17 protein-coding genes are annotated in these 17,103 nt (G+C 50.2%); 5 read left to right on the top strand and 12 right to left on the bottom strand.

The window, feature by feature from the left end:
* Positions 1-233: 233 nt before the first annotated feature.
* On the top strand, positions 234-1,067 hold the full coding sequence (locus AB4876_RS01655; RefSeq protein WP_368379914.1) for a MerR family transcriptional regulator: 834 nt from the start codon (positions 234-236) through the stop codon (positions 1,065-1,067).
* Here AB4876_RS01655 and ung read toward each other — a convergent pair.
* Positions 1,057-1,764: a uracil-DNA glycosylase gene (ung, locus tag AB4876_RS01650; RefSeq protein WP_368379913.1), complete on the bottom strand. Its 708-nt coding sequence runs from the start codon at positions 1,762-1,764 to the stop codon at positions 1,057-1,059. The two genes, AB4876_RS01655 and ung, sit on opposite strands and share 11 nt — an antisense overlap.
* A gap of 282 nt (positions 1,765-2,046) precedes the next feature.
* On the opposite strand from ung, the gene AB4876_RS01645 reads away from it, so the two are divergent.
* The 4 genes from AB4876_RS01645 (at position 2,047) to AB4876_RS01630 (ending at position 7,362) form a co-directional block, all read left to right on the top strand.
* Positions 2,047-2,790, top strand: coding sequence for a DUF1499 domain-containing protein (locus AB4876_RS01645; RefSeq protein WP_368379912.1), 744 nt, complete (start codon positions 2,047-2,049; stop codon positions 2,788-2,790).
* A 127-nt stretch (positions 2,791-2,917) separates the two neighbouring features.
* The gene (locus AB4876_RS01640) at positions 2,918-3,358 is read left to right on the top strand and encodes a hypothetical protein (protein ID WP_368379911.1); all 441 of its coding nucleotides are present in this window, start codon (positions 2,918-2,920) and stop codon (positions 3,356-3,358) included.
* 3 nt (positions 3,359-3,361) lie between these two features.
* The gene (locus AB4876_RS01635; RefSeq protein WP_368379910.1) at positions 3,362-4,516 is read left to right on the top strand and encodes a hypothetical protein; all 1,155 of its coding nucleotides are present in this window, start codon (positions 3,362-3,364) and stop codon (positions 4,514-4,516) included.
* Between the two features lie 2 nt (positions 4,517-4,518).
* A complete protein-coding gene (locus AB4876_RS01630; protein WP_368379909.1) occupies positions 4,519-7,362 on the top strand; it encodes an EAL domain-containing protein in 2,844 nt (947 codons plus the stop codon).
* Between the two features lie 43 nt (positions 7,363-7,405).
* On the opposite strand, the gene glpK is transcribed toward AB4876_RS01630, so the two are convergent.
* From glpK to gspE, 11 genes are all read right to left on the bottom strand, one after another.
* Positions 7,406-8,887 carry a glycerol kinase GlpK gene (glpK, locus tag AB4876_RS01625; protein WP_368379908.1) on the bottom strand — a complete coding sequence of 494 codons (1,482 nt, stop codon included), beginning with the start codon at positions 8,885-8,887 and terminating at the stop codon, positions 7,406-7,408.
* A 152-nt stretch (positions 8,888-9,039) separates the two neighbouring features.
* Positions 9,040-9,762: a type II secretion system protein N gene (gene gspN, locus AB4876_RS01620; protein ID WP_368379907.1), complete on the bottom strand. Its 723-nt coding sequence runs from the start codon at positions 9,760-9,762 to the stop codon at positions 9,040-9,042.
* A complete protein-coding gene (locus AB4876_RS01615; protein WP_368379906.1) occupies positions 9,759-10,241 on the bottom strand; it encodes a type II secretion system protein M in 483 nt (160 codons plus the stop codon). The genes gspN and AB4876_RS01615 overlap by 4 nt, the downstream gene beginning before the upstream one ends.
* Positions 10,238-11,431: a type II secretion system protein GspL gene (gene gspL / locus AB4876_RS01610; protein ID WP_368379905.1), complete on the bottom strand. Its 1,194-nt coding sequence runs from the start codon at positions 11,429-11,431 to the stop codon at positions 10,238-10,240. The genes AB4876_RS01615 and gspL overlap by 4 nt, the downstream gene beginning before the upstream one ends.
* Positions 11,428-12,447, bottom strand: a complete 1,020-nt coding sequence (gene gspK, locus AB4876_RS01605) for a type II secretion system minor pseudopilin GspK (protein WP_368379904.1) — start codon at positions 12,445-12,447, stop codon at positions 11,428-11,430. The genes gspL and gspK overlap by 4 nt, the downstream gene beginning before the upstream one ends.
* Entirely contained in the window at positions 12,444-13,070 is a 627-nt protein-coding gene (gene gspJ, locus AB4876_RS01600; RefSeq protein WP_368379903.1) for a type II secretion system minor pseudopilin GspJ, read from the bottom strand. Before gspJ ends, gspK begins: the two co-directional genes overlap by 4 nt.
* Positions 13,067-13,432, bottom strand: a complete 366-nt coding sequence (gspI, locus tag AB4876_RS01595) for a type II secretion system minor pseudopilin GspI (RefSeq protein ID WP_368379902.1) — start codon at positions 13,430-13,432, stop codon at positions 13,067-13,069. The genes gspJ and gspI overlap by 4 nt, the downstream gene beginning before the upstream one ends.
* Positions 13,429-13,953, bottom strand: a complete 525-nt coding sequence (gene gspH, locus AB4876_RS01590) for a type II secretion system minor pseudopilin GspH (RefSeq protein ID WP_368379901.1) — start codon at positions 13,951-13,953, stop codon at positions 13,429-13,431. The genes gspI and gspH overlap by 4 nt, the downstream gene beginning before the upstream one ends.
* Complete coding sequence (gspG, locus tag AB4876_RS01585; RefSeq protein ID WP_368379900.1) at positions 13,928-14,386, bottom strand: type II secretion system major pseudopilin GspG; 459 nt, start codon at positions 14,384-14,386, stop codon at positions 13,928-13,930. Before gspG ends, gspH begins: the two co-directional genes overlap by 26 nt.
* 24 nt (positions 14,387-14,410) lie before the next feature.
* Complete coding sequence (gene gspF / locus AB4876_RS01580) at positions 14,411-15,631, bottom strand: type II secretion system inner membrane protein GspF (RefSeq protein WP_368379899.1); 1,221 nt, start codon at positions 15,629-15,631, stop codon at positions 14,411-14,413.
* Positions 15,618-17,102, bottom strand: a complete 1,485-nt coding sequence (gene gspE / locus AB4876_RS01575; RefSeq protein ID WP_368379898.1) for a type II secretion system ATPase GspE — start codon at positions 17,100-17,102, stop codon at positions 15,618-15,620. Before gspE ends, gspF begins: the two co-directional genes overlap by 14 nt.
* Position 17,103: the final 1 nt, after the last annotated feature.

Below are 17,103 nucleotides of genomic sequence, written 5' to 3'. Positions count from 1 at the left end.
TTTTATATGACTTGAATATATGTATCATTTATTAATGGGACATTAATATTAGATTAAAAACTAGTCAAGAATTTTATTTACAGTGCCACCATTAACAAGCGGTAACATTGGCTGATCCGACAAAGCAGCGATGTCAATCACCCCATTAATTGCAATTCACGCGGGCTTTAGTGAGAATCAAGACCTGAACGAAGACACAGCCCCACCACGGCGGAGACGCAATAGCAGTCACAATGAAATTTCCCGAAGAAACGATCAGCACCATGGCGCAACTTTTACCGCAGGCCAACCCTCTGGCTGATGCCAGCCCCGAGCCCGAAACCCAGCGCGACTACTCGGTTGAAGAGTTAGCCATTGCCGCCAACACCACGGTTCGGAATATCCGCGCCTATCAAGATCGCGGCGTACTCCCACCTCCTGCGCTAAATGGCCGCAAGGGGGTATACAACAACCACCATTTATCGCGCCTACGTCTCATCGCCAACCTGCTAGATAGGGGCTACACCCTATCCTCAATCAAAGAATTGCTGGCGGCATTAGAAGAAGGTGTGGGACTGAGTGAAATACTCGGCATCGAGACCGCCGTTAACTCGCCGTGGACCAATGAGGCACCGACTACGCTAGCCATGACCGAACTCGCCAAGATGTTTGGTACCAAACTCACCCCGTCGGCAATTAAAAGTGCTCACGATCTCGGCTTATTCAGCGTCTCTGGCACTCAAATGCGTATTTCTAGCATGAGCACCCTCAAAGTTGCCGAAGAACTCTGCGCCACCGGTATTCCGCTAGATGAATTACTGGATATATTGCGAATGATGCGGGGCAATGTGCAAAGAGTGGCCGATGAATTCGTTAAATTAGTCTCTCAGCACGTACTAGAGCCCTATGCTGAGCAAAAACTGCCACCAAAAGAAGAGCTGCCTAAAATCGCCGAGCTTATTTGGCGACTCCGGCCGCTCGCCGAAAAGGTCGTCGATGCTGAGCTTGGTCGCGCCATGGAGATTGCTGCCAGCCGCTTTTTGGCCGACACTCTTGAAGCCATTATGGTAGACATGCCTAAGGAATAAGTTGACACCCTGAATCTACTGACAGCGGCAGCTGCCAGTTGATCGGCTGCTGGCCTTTGCCACACAAGTACGTGTTAGCCTGTGAAAAATGCCCACAGCCTATAAATCCGCGATGAGCCGACAAGGGCGATGGGTGAGGGGCCCGCAATACCAAGTGACGCTTGTCATTGATATTTGCGCCCTTCTTTTGCGCTTGGGCGCCCCACAACATAAATACCACGCCCTCGCGCTCAGTGTTTAGGGCGTCGATAACCGCATCGGTAAAATACTCCCAGCCGCGATTTTGATGAGCGCCCGCCAGCCCCTCCTCTACAGTAAGTACCGTATTTAGTAACAGCACTCCTTGCGCAGCCCAGCTTTCTAAGCACCCGTGCATGGGAATGGGTATCTCAAGGTCACGCTCCAGCTCTTTATAGATATTCTTCAGTGACGGAGGAATTTTCACTCCCGCCAACACCGAAAAACATAAGCCATGGGCCTGCCCTGGCCCGTGATAAGGATCTTGACCGAGAATAACCACTTTAACGCCGGTAAAAGGTGTTTGGGAAAAGGCGGAAAACCACATAGATTTCGGCGGGTATATCTTGGCGCCAGCATTTTCGCGTTCCGCCAAAAAATGTATTAAAGCCTTGAAATAACCCGTTTGACATTCCTTGCGAAGCTGCCCTCGCCACGAGAGTTCCAGTTGTTTTATCATAATTAACCAATTTACAAAATCGTGTTCGCAGCACATTTAGACCAATGCAGACCGATACCGACATAAAGGCAACTACCCAGCGAACCCATCTCGAGTTTAGCCCCACATCCGCAGCCTAGCAGCCGTCGCTTTTCACCCCTACCTACGTTTATTAGCATATCTCCGCCATCAATTCAGGCTTCGTTTACTATACCCACCTAGGTATACTCATTGCAGTATAAATTAAACGATACAAGTCTATTAGCCTTTGATAAGATTCCCAAAATTCACACCGGTGCGAAAATGAGCATTCCGAGTTTTACCCACAAAATCGCCATAACTTCACTTGTGCTACTAGGCATCGCCACCGCAGGCATTCGCTACCAATTCATCAACTATCAAATTGGCCTAATTCTATTTAGTTTTGCAGGCTTGCTAAGTTTTTGTAGCATCTGCGCCTCAGCCCTATTTACTCGGCGTACCACAAATCCTCAAGGGCGTCGTAAATTAAGCAACGCAGCTTTAATCGCCCTGCCCGCCATTGCTTTTTTAAGCCTCAGCCTATTTCGCGGCGCCGGAGCCCCTTTAATTAATGACATCAGCACCGACACCCAGCGGCCACCCGATTTTCTTAAAGCGGCCGAAATACGTAAGCCAAAAGATAACTCAGTTATTTATACGAGCACCAATGTAGCACTACAAGAGCAGGCCTACCCCAAGATCAAAACCCACCAAACCTCGTTATCCGTTGCACAAGCGCATAATCTAGGCTTAAAAATAGCTAGCGAAATGGGATGGCTGGTCTATTATCAACAAGAAGGCCATATTGAAGCTCAGTCTCGTAGTTTTTGGCTTGGTTTTATCGATGACATTGTCGTCAGGATACAAGCCACTAGCACGGGGGCACGTATAGACTTGCGGTCTGCATCACGGTTTGGCAAGGGAGACTTGGGTGTAAACGCCAATCGAATTACTGTCTTTTTGGAAAAATTCAGCTTAAATGAGCAAACTGAAACAGCCAGAACAGCAACATCCACCCAGCAATAGACGCGGAAGCCAACCAAAAAATGCGCTCGAAACGGGAAGATTTGTGAAAATACGGAATTCAACAAGAAGTATCCCTCGCTTACGACTGCCTACGTTTGCCCTCGCTAGCTGCCTAGGCTTTTTATTATTGAGCCAAACAAGCTATGCCGAAGTATTCCAAACAGCCTTGAACAACGCTGGAGTAACGATATTAACCAATACCGAGGTGCGCAGCGGTGAGCTCAACACCAGCAGCCTTCGCGCCATATTCACTGTTCGTAAACGCAGCTGGGACGACAAAACACCGATTAAAGTTTTTGTCCTCCCCGACCAAAATCCACTGCATCAGCAGTTTTGCAAATCAATACTGAAGATTTACCCCTATGTACTGCGCGAACAGTGGGACAGGCTCATCTTCAGCGGCACCGGCATCCCGCCAACGGTAGTTGAGAATGAACATCAACTGCAGTTAATGATTGAATCGACACCCGGCGCCATCGGTTATGCCTCTAACAGCCCAATCGACGTCGCCGATATAAGCAATTTTTCCGCCAACCTGTTCGTTCTTCGAACAAACAGCGAGCAATAAACAATGCCTCATACAATCAAAACCTCATCTCTAAGTGCATTACTCAGCCTATGCACACTAAGTATCGCTAGCCTAAGCCAAGCCCTCCCCAATAATGACTTACAGGTGCACGGCTTTATTTCCCAAGCTTACATATTAAGTGATGGTAATAATTTTTACGGCGACAGCCAGCGCGGCAGCACCGACTATATGGAAGCCGCCATTAACAGCACCTGGCGAGTCACTCCAAACCTGAATTTCGCCGGCCAAATACTCAGCCGCGATGCGGGCAATACCGATAATGGCGACTTAAAAATTGACTTTCTGTTTGCCGACATTAAAGCGGTGGAAAACGATATGTCTGGCCTTGGTTTTAGACTAGGCCGGGTACGTAACGCCTTCGGCTTTTACAATGACACCCGCGACGTGATATTCACTCGCCCTAGCATTCTTATGCCCCAAGCTGTTTATTTTGAGGGCAACGGACTGCGAGAGTTATTGTTCTCGGCCGACGGCGCTCAGCTTTACAGCTATTGGGATGCCGACGAAAACTCTACCACCTTCACGTTTACCCTTGGTCGCACCAAGAGCCTATCAGCCGACATTATTAAGAATATATTCGGCCAAAGCTCAGCCATCATCCACAAAGGCGAATTAAAGAATCCAATCTTTGCCCAATTACAACATTCCAGAAATGGTGGCGACAGCAAATTCGGCATTTCCATGTTGAATGTTAGTTTAGCGCTGAATTCAATTAACCCAGCTAATGGCGACGTCAGTCTCGATGCCAACGGCTATGTGCTATCGGCACAAAAGAACCTCGCCATGTGGACCTTTACGAGCGAATACAGCTTAATTTCAGTCGAGTATCAAATTGGGCAAGCCTTTAGCCAAGAAATTGAAGCAGCTTATATACAGGCACAGTATCGTTTAAATCACGAGATAACCCTAACCGGCCGCTATGAAATGAGCGTTCTCGACCGCGACAATCGTAATGAAACCGACAGTCATAACTTGGTATTTGGGGTACGCTGGACCCCAGCAGCCAATTGGATCATTGATGCCGATGTATACGGTATCCGCGGCACATCAGGAATTCCAGGCATCGACAATGCAGGCAATATGCCCCTGGCCGAACGCACCGAAATTTTTGCGGTAATGGTAGGGTATCGATTCTAAGCGTGAAAAAAACTACAGAACTAACAAAACCCGACTCAGCACCGACAAGCCCTACGGTAAAATTAGGCTTGCAACGCAAGCTCAGCGGCGTGTTATTTTTTGCAGTAGCCCTTGTTATGGGCGGGCGCGGCTACGTAAGCTATGTACAAACCGTTCAGACTCACCGCGCAGCAGTGACCGAAAACCTCGACCAATTAGAGGAAACATTCAATGCAATTAGCGACCGTTCCAGTAATGAATTATTCCGTTTAGCAGACCAATACCCCATTCCCAGCAAACAAGAGATTACCGAGGGCAGTAATACCCCTCCCTCGTTACTATCCGGCATTGAATCGATCTATTATTTTAATAGTAAGGGCGAGATTTTGTTTACGTCGATTCAAGACGGATCAACAATTAAGCCCAGTCCGACCCAAATCACTAATTCAGTAAATTTACTCAATCGTAACCACCGCCCTATTTCAAAACTGAGCTGCAATAAACAGTGCTTTCAAAGTGTTTTTATTCCAATTATCACCAATGATGGCCGTGAACTGATTATTAATATTAATCGCTCAGCCGCGCTGCTGACCCAAGACTTTTTTGAAATTACCCGCGCCGACATTGCCCTAATGACAATGACCCAGCAGAGAAACTCCTTAGCACTGAAAGAGTTAATCGCGGCCAGCCACGCCACGAGCACCAGCGCAGTAATTACCAATATTATTGAAGCAACAAAGATTCTCCCAGGCGAAACCAAAGATTTTTTTGATATTTCCGCTAGTAGCTTTTACAGCGCCCGATTTCTACCGTTAAAAAATAATGACGACAGCATTACCTATATTGCCATCATCAAAGATCAGTCTCAGATTCAAGCGTTAATTGTTCAAGCCATCAAAGACATCTTTTTCTCGACCCTGATCACCCTATTTCTAATCATTATTCTTATAAGCCTTATTTTAAAACCCTCACTCGACCGCTTAATGCGGCTGGCCAAAATTCTACCAATGCTTCCAGAGGGACGCTTTGCAGACGCAAAAAAACTGTTAAACCAGCGCCATTCTCGGCAAAAATACTCAGACGAAATAGATATCCTCCAAAATACTATCGGCGATGTAATCGATTCCTTAGAAAGAATGGACGCGAGCGTCAATCAGCATCGCGACGAACTTAAATCAAAAATCGAAGCCCTTACTGAAGCTAAGTTTTTTACCGAAATGCTGCTCGACACCTCGCCGCTGGCGGTAATAATTCACGACACCAAAGGCACTATCCGCAACATCAACAAAATGGGCCGTGAATTAACTGGGCAAAACCTAAAAGCACCCGTTAATGCAAACATCAATACCTGGGTAAGAAACGAACATCAAAGTAAATCACTCTCCTCCAGCCTACAAAGTATTACCGACACCACTGGCAAAAAAATGCAGGGCCAAATGCCATTTTTTACCGATGATGGGCGTAAGCTCTATTTTTTGTGGACTCATACCTGTCTGCACGTTAACGACGAACCACATATTTTGTCGATGGGCATTGATATTACCGAACGCAAAGAGGCCGCCGAAAGCCTCCACTGGCTAGGGCAGCACGACCGTATTACCGGTTTGCTTAATCGCAGTAGCTTTACCGAATTAGCAAATGATTACATTCACAAGCACCGCGACGAAGATCTGATCGAGCTGGTGATGTTCGACATTGACGACTTCGCTATTTTCAACGACCGCTTCAGTTTCGATGCCGGCGATCATTTACTCAATGAATTAGCAGCCCACTTAGCTCAAGTACTCCCCGAAGACTGCCCGATTGCACGAACGGGATCCGGTGAGTTCTGCGCAATTGTCCATCACTCACTGGCCTCAGGAAAATCCGTTAAGGACCTTAATCTCGAAGCGTTAACCCGTTACGCTTTTACAAAGGGCAGCCTCACCGAAGAAATTTGCGTTTCGATCGTAGTCGACAGCTACGACGAGGGCTTAAGCGGCATCGACGAGCTCATTTCGAACACCACGTCAACCATGGGCAAGGTAAAAAGCAAGGTACGGGGCAGCCTCTACTATGCTGCTGAATCAGACGACACCAGTCGTGTATCTCGCCACGAAAAATATCGAATGAAAGAACAATTACAAGCAGCCTTAAGCGGCAATCGTTTGGTTTTGTTTTATCAGCCTATTCTCGACCTCAACACCAACAGCATCAGCCACTGCGAATGCTTGGTGCGAATGCTCGATGACGAAGGTCAATTTATCTCGCCGGCACAGTTTCTTGGTATTGCCGCAGAATCAGGGATGATGCCACGACTTGATTTTTCGGTAATGGAAAAAGCCATGCGCCAGCAGCGTGCGTGGGAGGATTCTGGCATTACCACTGGATTGAGCATTAACATCACTGCGCCGACCTTAGAACAACCCGACTTTGAAGAGCGCTTGGCAGAAATTTTGAAGCGAACTGGCGCAAACCCCGATCGCTTAATATTTGAAGTTGTTGAAACCGACGCACTAGAAAGCATTAGTGCAGCTAGGAAATTATTAAACAATTTCAAATCTGTGGGTGCAAAAATCGCCTTTGACGACTTCGGCATTGGATTCACATCCTTTGAATACGTACGTGAGCTGCCGGTTGACTATATCAAGATTGACCAATCCTTTATTCGCTTTATTCATGAGCGTGAAAGTGATCGAGTACTAGTTAAATCCATGGTAGAGATGAGCCACAATCTCGGCAAAAAGGTCATTGTAGAAGGTGTTGAAAATAGACAATCACTAGATATCGTACTCGACATGGGCGTGGAGTATGTGCAGGGCTATTATGTTTGTCGACCGATGCCAATTAGCGCTCTGGATCTATCACTAAGCATCCGCGACCTATAATAGACCTATAGGCCGGTTCAAAACGAACCGCCCTATACAAATACTACTGGGTGCGCACCCGCGCCACGGCATTCTTCCAGCCAGTGTAACGACGCGCTCTATCCACTTCGTTCATGACTGGATCAAAGCCGTCGGCGGACTCCCACAGCTCGGCAATTTCGTCTAAGGATTGGTAAACCCCCAACTGTAAGCCAGCCAAATAGGCGGCGCCGAGTGCGGTGGTTTCAGTAACCATTGGCCGCTCACAGCGGCAATCCAGGATATCAGCAAGACGCTGAACTACCCAGTTATTGGCAACCATACCGCCATCTACCCGCAGGGTCGCAAAGTCTGCGCCATCGCCACGCATCGCTTCGAGTAAATCCCGAGTTTGGTAACACACCGATTCCAAGGTTGCTCTGGCAATATGCGCAATGCCCGTATCGCGAGTAAGCCCAAATATACCGCCCCTCGCGTCTGGGTCCCAATATGGCGCGCCCAAGCCGGTAAAAGCTGGCACCATGTACACGCCATTGGAGCTGGCTACGCTTTCGGCCAACGCCTGGGTTTCTGACGCGGAACCTATTAAATGCAGGCCATCGCGCAACCACTGCACGGCCGCGCCGGCGACAAAAATACTGCCTTCTAAGGCGTAAGTGACCTCACCATTGATTCGGTAAGCCACAGTTGTCAGTAATCGGTGCTTCGATGCCAGAGCTTCGGTGCCGGTGTTCAACACCACAAAGCATCCGGTCCCATAGGTGCTCTTGACCATGCCGGGTTTAAAACAGGCTTGGCCCACAGTTGCCGCTTGCTGGTCACCAATCAAGGAACAAACTGGAATTTCTTTGCCAAACCACTGAGGATCACAGCGACCAAAATCGTCACAACTGTCTTTAACTTTTGGCAACAATACACGTGGAATTTTAAACAAACCCAGTAATTCATCGTCCCATTCTTGGCGATGAATATTAAATAATAAAGTTCGCGACGCGTTCGTTGCGTCAGTGGCGTGTTCAGCACCATTTGTTAAACGCCACAGCAAAAAGCTGTCGATAGTGCCAAAGGCCAACTCGCCCGCTTCCGCGCGCTGCCTAGCACCGGCCACGTTATCTAAAATCCACGTTAGTTTAGTTGCAGAAAAGTAGGGATCTAATAATAAACCGCTGCGCTGGGCAACCAGCTCTTCGAGGCCCTGTGCTTTTAGCCCTGCACACTGACTGGCGGTACGGCGATCCTGCCAGACAATCGCGGGGTAGATTGCCGCGCCGGTTTCCCGATCCCACACCACGGTGGTCTCGCGCTGATTGGTGATGCCTATACCGGAAATATCTGAGGCGCTAAGACCCGCTGCGGCGATCGCCGCCTTACAGCTACTCAGGGTGGTTTGCCATATTTCTTCAGGGTCATGCTCCACCCACGCATCCTGCGGGTAATGCTGACTAAACTCCCGCTGACCAACTCCGCAAATTCCGCCGCGCGCATTAAACACAATCGCCCGCGAACTGGTTGTGCCCTGATCAATTGCCAGTATATAAGTATCCATATTTCATCCGATGCTTTGTGTACTTTTATAGCGACAATAATGGCAGAGCGTCCCCCGCGAGACCAGTCCAAACGCTACTCAGCGCGAGACTGCAACTGCCGAAACCGCGTAATTTATAGATCCACCAGGAAGTTAACGACGCCACTCGCAATTTAAAAACGCAATACAAAATCGGTTTTATTGCGCGGCGCACCCAAAAATTGGCTTAAGCTTTTATATAACAAACTTTCTGGCGCTGGCGTTAACATTAGCTGCCCTTTGAGACGGCCATTATTCATTAGCTGGACCTTGCCCCGCACCCGTGTAGGGTTATTTTCATCCACCACCGCGGCAAGTAGGCCATTCTCACAACTTAAGGTCGCCGCTACCGGCGCAATATCACTTATACCATCGATATCACCAAGCAGCGACGCCAAGGTAAACGTACCGCTTATACCCACACATCCGGTATTAGTGATGCTGGCCTCCGCTAACTCGACACTCAGGCCGCCGTCAAAACCCATACTGGGCAAATTAGCTACCGCCATCAACTCAGCAATACCGCCCTGCGCCGACACATCGCGCAGGCGCAGCGTATTATTCCCGCCAACACCAACATTGGCATGGCCTTCAACTGGGCCAGCTACGTCAATCGCCAATGGCACGCCGCGAAATAAACCCACTAATGATAACTGCCATTGCAAGTCCGTAACCGTTATATCGCCATACTTAGCGGTGTCTACTCGGCCTCGCCACACACTGCCACTAACGGTGCCCAGCTCCAGCTGTGGCAGTTTTTTAAGGGCTAGATCAGTCACTAACCACGCGGGGCTAGTAACGAGCAAACACAGCACAAAGAATAGGCCGCCACACACAAACCACAGCCAACGCCTCATCCCTCACTCCCCACTGATGCCCGCAAAGAAATATTACCCGGCACATCTAATAAACTCATGTTCACTGAATACACAGTCATTCCCGACACCGACAGGGCCTCTATCAGCCGCACGGCACTGCTGTAATCGGTATTCGCCACCCACAAACTATAGCGGCCGGAGGACTGCGGTTCGATACGATTCACATTAATTGCCAGCGCGGCGGCCGCGCCAGTAATTTGCTGCTGAGGAGAGCCCGCCCCCGAGCTAGCCTGTGGCACTCTGCCTCGCACCGCTTGAAATTGCTGGGCGGCTTGCTGCATCCACACATAGGCGCTGCGCCGCTGCTCTACGCGCGATTCAGCATTACTACGCGCATTTAACAGAGGCTGCCACAGCAATAACCACACCATTAATGGTATAGCCAGCACAACGCCGCCAATCAGAATGACGCGTTCGCGCTCTGAGCGGCCTTCGAGTAATTGGTTTAGTGCTTTCATTGGCTGGCACCTCGTATACTAATCTGCCCTGCGATACCTACATCCTGTTGGCCAAAAGCGCCGCGTTCCACACTCAGACCTTGCGCCTTTAAACTTGCCAACCACTGGTCAATGGCTTCATAGGAGGCGGCTTTAAGTACCAATTTCATTACCGCGGGATCATTTTCATAACTCAATTGGCTCAGCGTCACCCCAGGTTTGAGCTTGCTGGTGGCAGCTACCTTGTCTAGCCAAGGCAGCATATTACCGTTGCTGCCACCCTTCTCAAGGGCATTTAATTGGCTGCGCATTTGACTCCGTGCGTTTACTACTCTGGCACCGGGGAAGGTCTGCTGGTAAACCGTGTCCATACCTTGACTTAAGACCTCAGCCTCGCGGTTAAAGTTGTACGTTTGCAGCGCCAAACTCAGCCAGTGCAAACCAAGTAAGGCCCCCGCCAATATTAACGGCCAACGCAAGCGGCCCAGCGCCTCGCCACTTTCGTCCCGAAGAATATAAGGGCCGCTCAACAGTGACAGCGGCCAAGCTTGGAAGCCCTGCGCAAAGGCCTGCAACCGAGTTTTACTGCGTTCAACGATATGGTCGCCCGCCGCCAGCGCACTCCCATCACAATCGCCGACGCAATAAACCCGCAGAGGCTCAACACTAAGCTCCTCACCGAGCACTTGCTGCCATACAAAAAAGTTGGCGCTGCGCATACTCGCAGGCTGGCCATGGATATTCGCCGCCACGGTCTCCTCGTCCATCACCACAGTATTGGCAGGCAATACCGCGTAATCAGGCAACAGGGCCTTAACCCGTAAACCACTGAGGCGGAGAGTGTCCAAACAGCTTTGCACCAACTTGCGATCGGCAATTAATACGCTGCTAGCTTGTCTCGCCACTAAGGTGCCCGCCGCAATATGCACGTCGTCAAGATCGGCACACAATTTATCTTCTAGCTGAAACGGCAAGGCAGTCATACCGACTCGTCCGCCCTTAGGCAAAACCACCTTATGCGCGCTGATCGCTGCGCCCGGCAACAAGGCGTAACACGGCACCGCGCCGCAGCTCTCAGCCAAGCTAGGCAACTCGCCGCTATTGGCTAATACGCCTTCGGCAATCACGCAGTGACGTTCACTGTCCCAATGCAGCCACGGCACTGTAGCCTCTAAATCGAGGGGTAAATCGAGTAACAACAGCGCGCTCAAAAAACTTCTCCATACTCACGGGCATAGACAACTGCCTTGCCATTTTTTAATACCATTCGACTGTACAAATGCAGCTGGCGCTGCTCATAGAAGACATCTGCCAGCCCTTTAAAATACCGCGAAGTTACGCCTAAACCCTGTAAAAACACAGTCGGTAGAGGCTCCTCCGCAGACAAGCCCAGTTCACCGACAAAGCTGGCAACATCGGACCAACCCTGCTCAGGGCGGCGCTCTAAGACTGCCTGCACTGCCTCAACACTCAATACATTACCTACCGCTGCTGCAACTAATGGCGCTTGCGCCGTCGTCACGGTATTAATATTCAATACCGTATTCGCCTCGGGTAATGCGCAGAGATAAGGGCTTATACGCGCCTGCTCATCATCTTCAAATTCAGCGAACAATCCAAGTTCACTAATGGAGTCTATCAAATTATTTGGCGGCAAATAGGGGTAGTCTTTAGCGGTATAAGTTAAGTCCTCTGCCCCGTATATTCCCTCTGGCGAAAAATCCTCATCTATCCAATCTTGAGTGCGGCCAATAATAAACTCAGCTCGCTGCGGTGAGATATCCAAGTTAGTTAACAAACCCGTAAAAACCCGCTCCGCTGTGCTTAATTCGGCGCTAGCACTGCTGTCTGCGCTCTGTTTATACAGTGAGTTTATATTAAAGCAGGCCTGTTCATCGCTAATTAAACCTGCGATGGAACCACCATCAATCGGAAAAACAATATCTTTACGCGCCCAATCTTGACCAAGGTTAACCACTGTTTCGCCAGCGATATCTTCGAGTGCAAAAACCGCAATTCGCTCGCCGCCCAATGCATACCAATAGGCCTGATCCATAATCCGCTGATTTAATAAGCGCTGACTGCTATAGCGGACGCCGTCAATTAAACCAACGGCCACGACCACCATCACTGCTACAATCAGCAGTACCATCATGAGCGCGGCGCCGCGCTGATCTTTACGCGCTAAAGTTGCCGGCTTCCGTTGTTTAGCCGTTTGCCATTTCACAGCAATGACTCCGGCAACAGCACATTCAGGCGAATATCTGGCCACGAACCCACGGTGCTGATTAAGCGCAGCGCTTTGGGCTGAGTGGCATTAATCTGAGTGCTCGGCGGCCAGAAGGTCGACCAACGCTCGCCGTCATACAATTCCACCACAAAACTGGACACATCATTTAATAAGACCTGCCGCTGCCAGTGGGTGTTGCCGGCAGGATCGGCCACCCCGGCGCTGTAGCGTATTAATTCTTTGTCTTCTTTTACATAGCGCACCCGCTCCAAGGTGCTGCCTAGACCTCGCCCTGGCAATACTCGTCGCCCACCATGCACAAATTCCAGTTCACTGTCTTCGCCGATCTGTTCGGCAACAATATTAGCGGGCAACACATCGCCCTGCTCATCGCGGGGTATACGCTGACTAATTTGCTCTATATCACGGCGGAAAATTGTCAACGCCAGTGCCAGACGTTCTAACTTCTGTTGACGTTGTTCGATATACGCCTGATTTTCAAGCGAGCTATTCAGTAATAATGAGCCCGCGGTACCGAGTAAGGCCATAATACCGATGGCAATGAGGAGCTCTACAAGGGTGAAACCACTCTGCCGCCGCGATGCAGTTTGCATATTCATTTACGTAAAAACGCCGAGCGCGTGGCAAGCACATCGCTGGAGGTTTGGAGGCTAACACTGATATCCACGCGCCGGATACTCGGATGCGGCGTTTGCTCCACACTGCGCTGCCATTTAAAATCAAATCCCGCCATGCTTTCCTTGCCACTATTATTATTGCCGTAGCCGTCGCGCAGAATATCAATTAACACATTACCAGCAACTAAATCGGCAAACTGCCGCTCTTCCAGCGCCCCTATATTGCGGGCACTCTCAGTGAGACTTTTAGTTAGGGTCACGGCGGCTGTAGCAAAAATCATTAGTGCCACCATTATTTCTAAGAGGGTAAATCCTCTTTGCCTGCGCCGAAGAAACACGGTCATGGCTGCTCAACCGTCAACTGCTCATCAAACGCCAAAGACTCTGAACCACTGGTAGATAGCAGCCACTCAAAGGGCGATATTTGGCCGTCAGACAGAAACACCAGCTGCGGGTTAATTTGTTGCTCACTGGCGTCTTCATCAAGGCGAGAGGGTTTGCCAATATCTTCACTCACCACTTCCCCGCCCACACTCAGCTCGGTTTGCACGCGTTCATCGAGCTCAATATTCTTAGCCAGTACGCCCTGCACAATTTTTTGCCAACCGTCGGCGGTGAGTACATAGAATTCGCCGCGCTGCCGCTGCCATAGCAGCCCTAAACTGTGGCCGCTAAATACCGCCTCGGCGCGCGCACTACGCAAACTGCCAATCAATTTGAAGCGCTGTTTTTGCAAGAGCGCGCCGCCGTCGCTAGAGGGTAAAGTCAGCGCAGCCACACCACTCAATAAACCAATGATGAAAATTACCACCATTAATTCAAGCAGTGAAAACCCCGCCTCACTCCTGCCAGTTGACGATGTCACGGGCGAGATCTTCTCCACCTTCTTCCCCATCAGCGCCGGTAGAATACAAATCGAATGGCCCGTGCTCGCCCGGTTGGATATACACATAGGGCGTTCCCCAAGGGTCTTCAGGCAGACGTTTTATATAGCCATCGCTGCGATAATTTTTGGGCTGGTTACCAGTTTCCGGCTTTTTCACCAGCGCCTGTAAGCCCTGATTGGTAGTAGGGTATACATGGTTGTCAAGCTTATACATATCCAAGGCCTGCTCTAGCACCGAAATGTCAGCCCGCGCTTTTTCAACCATGGCGCGATCTTGGTTTTGCAAAACATTGGGAGCAACCACTGCAACCAATAAACCCAAAATCACGATAACAACCATGATTTCAAGTAGCGTAAATCCCGACTGGCGGCTCGATTTGGCACCGCAGGCCACATTTCGATTTGCTTGCACCTTAAATATCTCCACAACTAACTCCTAAAACTGTGTCAAATTATTTAGCTGTAATATCGGCAGCATTATCGCTAAAACTATCGATAAAACCACGCCACCCAAGACCACAATCAGCAGCGGCTCAAACAAACTGACAAACATCTGCACCCGCGCTTGTAGTTCGCGCTCCAAATTAGTCGCGGCGCGCTGGGTCATCGCTTCCATCTCACCACTCGCTTCACCGCTGGCGATCATATAAATCGCCAGCGCTGGAAGTTGCGCTTCATCCTGAAGACTGCGGCTAAAACTTTTGCCCTCGCGCACCTGCTCGCGCACCAGTGCCATACTCTTTTTTAAGTGAGTATTACTTAGGGTGTCGCAAGCAACCTTTAAGGTCTCTAAAAATGGCACCCCAGACGACATTAAAATAGCTAACGTTCTCAGCATTCTGGCGGCGTCTAGCTCCAGCATTAGCAAGCCCCACAAAGGGAGCTTTAATATAGCGCGGTCAGCCTGCAAGCGCCGCTCGGGTGAGCGCAGCCACCAGCGGCTAAAAGCCACAAGCGCAACAATTCCAATTAGAATATACAGCCAGTTAGCCAGTAGACCGTCGCTCAAAGTAATCAGAACCCGAGTCAAGGTCGGCAACGCCTGGTCGTAATGGGCAAATTGCGCTGTAACCTTGGGCACCACATAACTCATCAGTGCGCCCACCACGGCGAGGGCAACCAAACACAGTACCACCGGATATAAGGCCGCCTGCACAATCACGCCGCGCAGCTTTTGGCTGTCTTCGGTGTATTCCGCTAATTGATCGAGAATTAAACCCAGGTCACCAGATTTTTCACCGGAGCTAACCAAGGCGCGGAATACGGGATTAAATACCCGAGGATGTTCATTTAAACCGTCGGCAAGAGAGTGACCTTCCAGTACCCGCGCCCGCAAATCGAGTACAACTCGTTTTAGATATGGCTTGCGAGTGTGCTTGGCGGTGGCGGCCAGCGCCTCTTCCAAGGGAATGCCCGACTGAATCAGGGTTGCCAAATGGCGCACAAACAAAGCCAAATCAGCAATACCGACCCGCGCGCCACCAAAGGACTTGCGCGCATTATCGGCGCGGGTTTTGTCGCGGGTTTGCTTTAATTCGATGGGAAAGAGCTGCTGATCGCGCAGCATCTGCCGAGCTTGACGCCCAGAGTCGGCTTCGATCATACCCTTTTTATTGGCCCCAGCACTGTCGAGGGCACGGTACTCAAAGGCCGGCATTGCTGCCCTCGCGAACACTGCGCAATAATTCGTCGAGACTGGTTTGCCCGTCTAACACTAAACGGCGGCCCTCGCCCATCAAGGACGGCATATGATCGCCAACCTGACGCAAAATATCTTGTTCGCCAGCGCGATTATGAATCAGCTCAGCGACCTCACGATCGATAACCAACAGTTCGTAAACACCCTGGCGGCCGCGGTAACCGGTTTGCTGACACTCGTCACAACCGGCAGCATTGAAGGCATTCTGCCCTTCTAAGCTCGAGTCACCCAACAAACGCGCTTCAGCTTTATCCAGCACAATGGGATGACGGCAGCTTTGGCATAATTTTCTGACCAAACGCTGAGCGAGTACGCCTTTCAAACTAGAGGCAATCAAGTACGGTTCTACGCCGATATCAACCAAACGCGTCACCGCGCCCACCGCTGTATTAGTATGCAAGGTCGACAACACCAAGTGACCGGTTAAGGACGCTTGCACGGCGATCTCCGCAGTTTCTTGATCGCGAATTTCGCCGAGCATCACCACATCGGGATCTTGACGCAAAATAGCGCGCAAGCCCCGCGCAAAGGTCATACCGACCTTGGCGTGAACCTGTGTCTGGCCAATGCCTTCAATATCGTATTCCACAGGATCTTCAACGGTGAGAATATTCCGGCGTCGATCATTGAGTGCCATCAAGCCTGCATACAAGGTCGTGGTTTTACCGGAGCCGGTTGGACCTGTAACCAAAATAATGCCGTTAGGTTGCTGCAACAAATCTTTGAGGGTATCGAGGGTGCGTGGCGGCATGCCGAGCTGCTCTATGTCGATACGCGCAGCTTGTTTGTCGAGTAAGCGCATTACCACTCGCTCGCCGTAATTTGACGGTATGGTAGATACCCGCACATCCACCGAGCGGCCCGCGATTCGCAGCGACACCCGACCGTCTTGAGGCACCCGCTTTTCAGCTATGTCGAGCCGTGACATGACCTTGATCCGCGACACTAACAACGGTGCCAAACGGTGGCTCGGGGTTAACACCTCCTGCAAAATACCGTCGACTCGCAGCCGCACCGACATGGTTTTTTCATAGGTTTCGATGTGAATATCAGAGGCATCCCTCTTTAGCGCTTCGCCAAACAAGGCATTAATTAAGCGAATAACTGGCGCGTCGTCTTGGGCGTCGAGCAGGTCTTGGGATTCGGGTATTTCTTCAGCAAGGCGGTCTAAATCCACTTCGCTGGAAATATCACCCATCGCCGACATGGCATCACCCTGCTGACGCTGAAAGGTTTCATTAATTTTGTCTTGTAGAAACTTCTCTTCGCACAAGCTAAACAGCAAGGGCTTGGCAATAACCCGTTGCACTTCGGCAAGCGCAGCGGGCGGAGTTTGCTTGCAGCATAAAACGCTAAGCTCACCTTGTTCGTTCTCTTCTACAAGAACCCGATTGCTGCGCGCAAAAGCATAAGTCAAGGTTTGAGACATA

The sequence above is a fragment of the Zhongshania guokunii genome (genome assembly GCF_040892635.1).
Lineage (GTDB): Bacteria > Pseudomonadota > Gammaproteobacteria > Pseudomonadales > Spongiibacteraceae > Spongiibacter > Spongiibacter guokunii.
The sequence above is the reverse complement of the archived record's forward strand: the minus strand, read 5'-3'. Positions and strand labels throughout refer to the sequence as shown.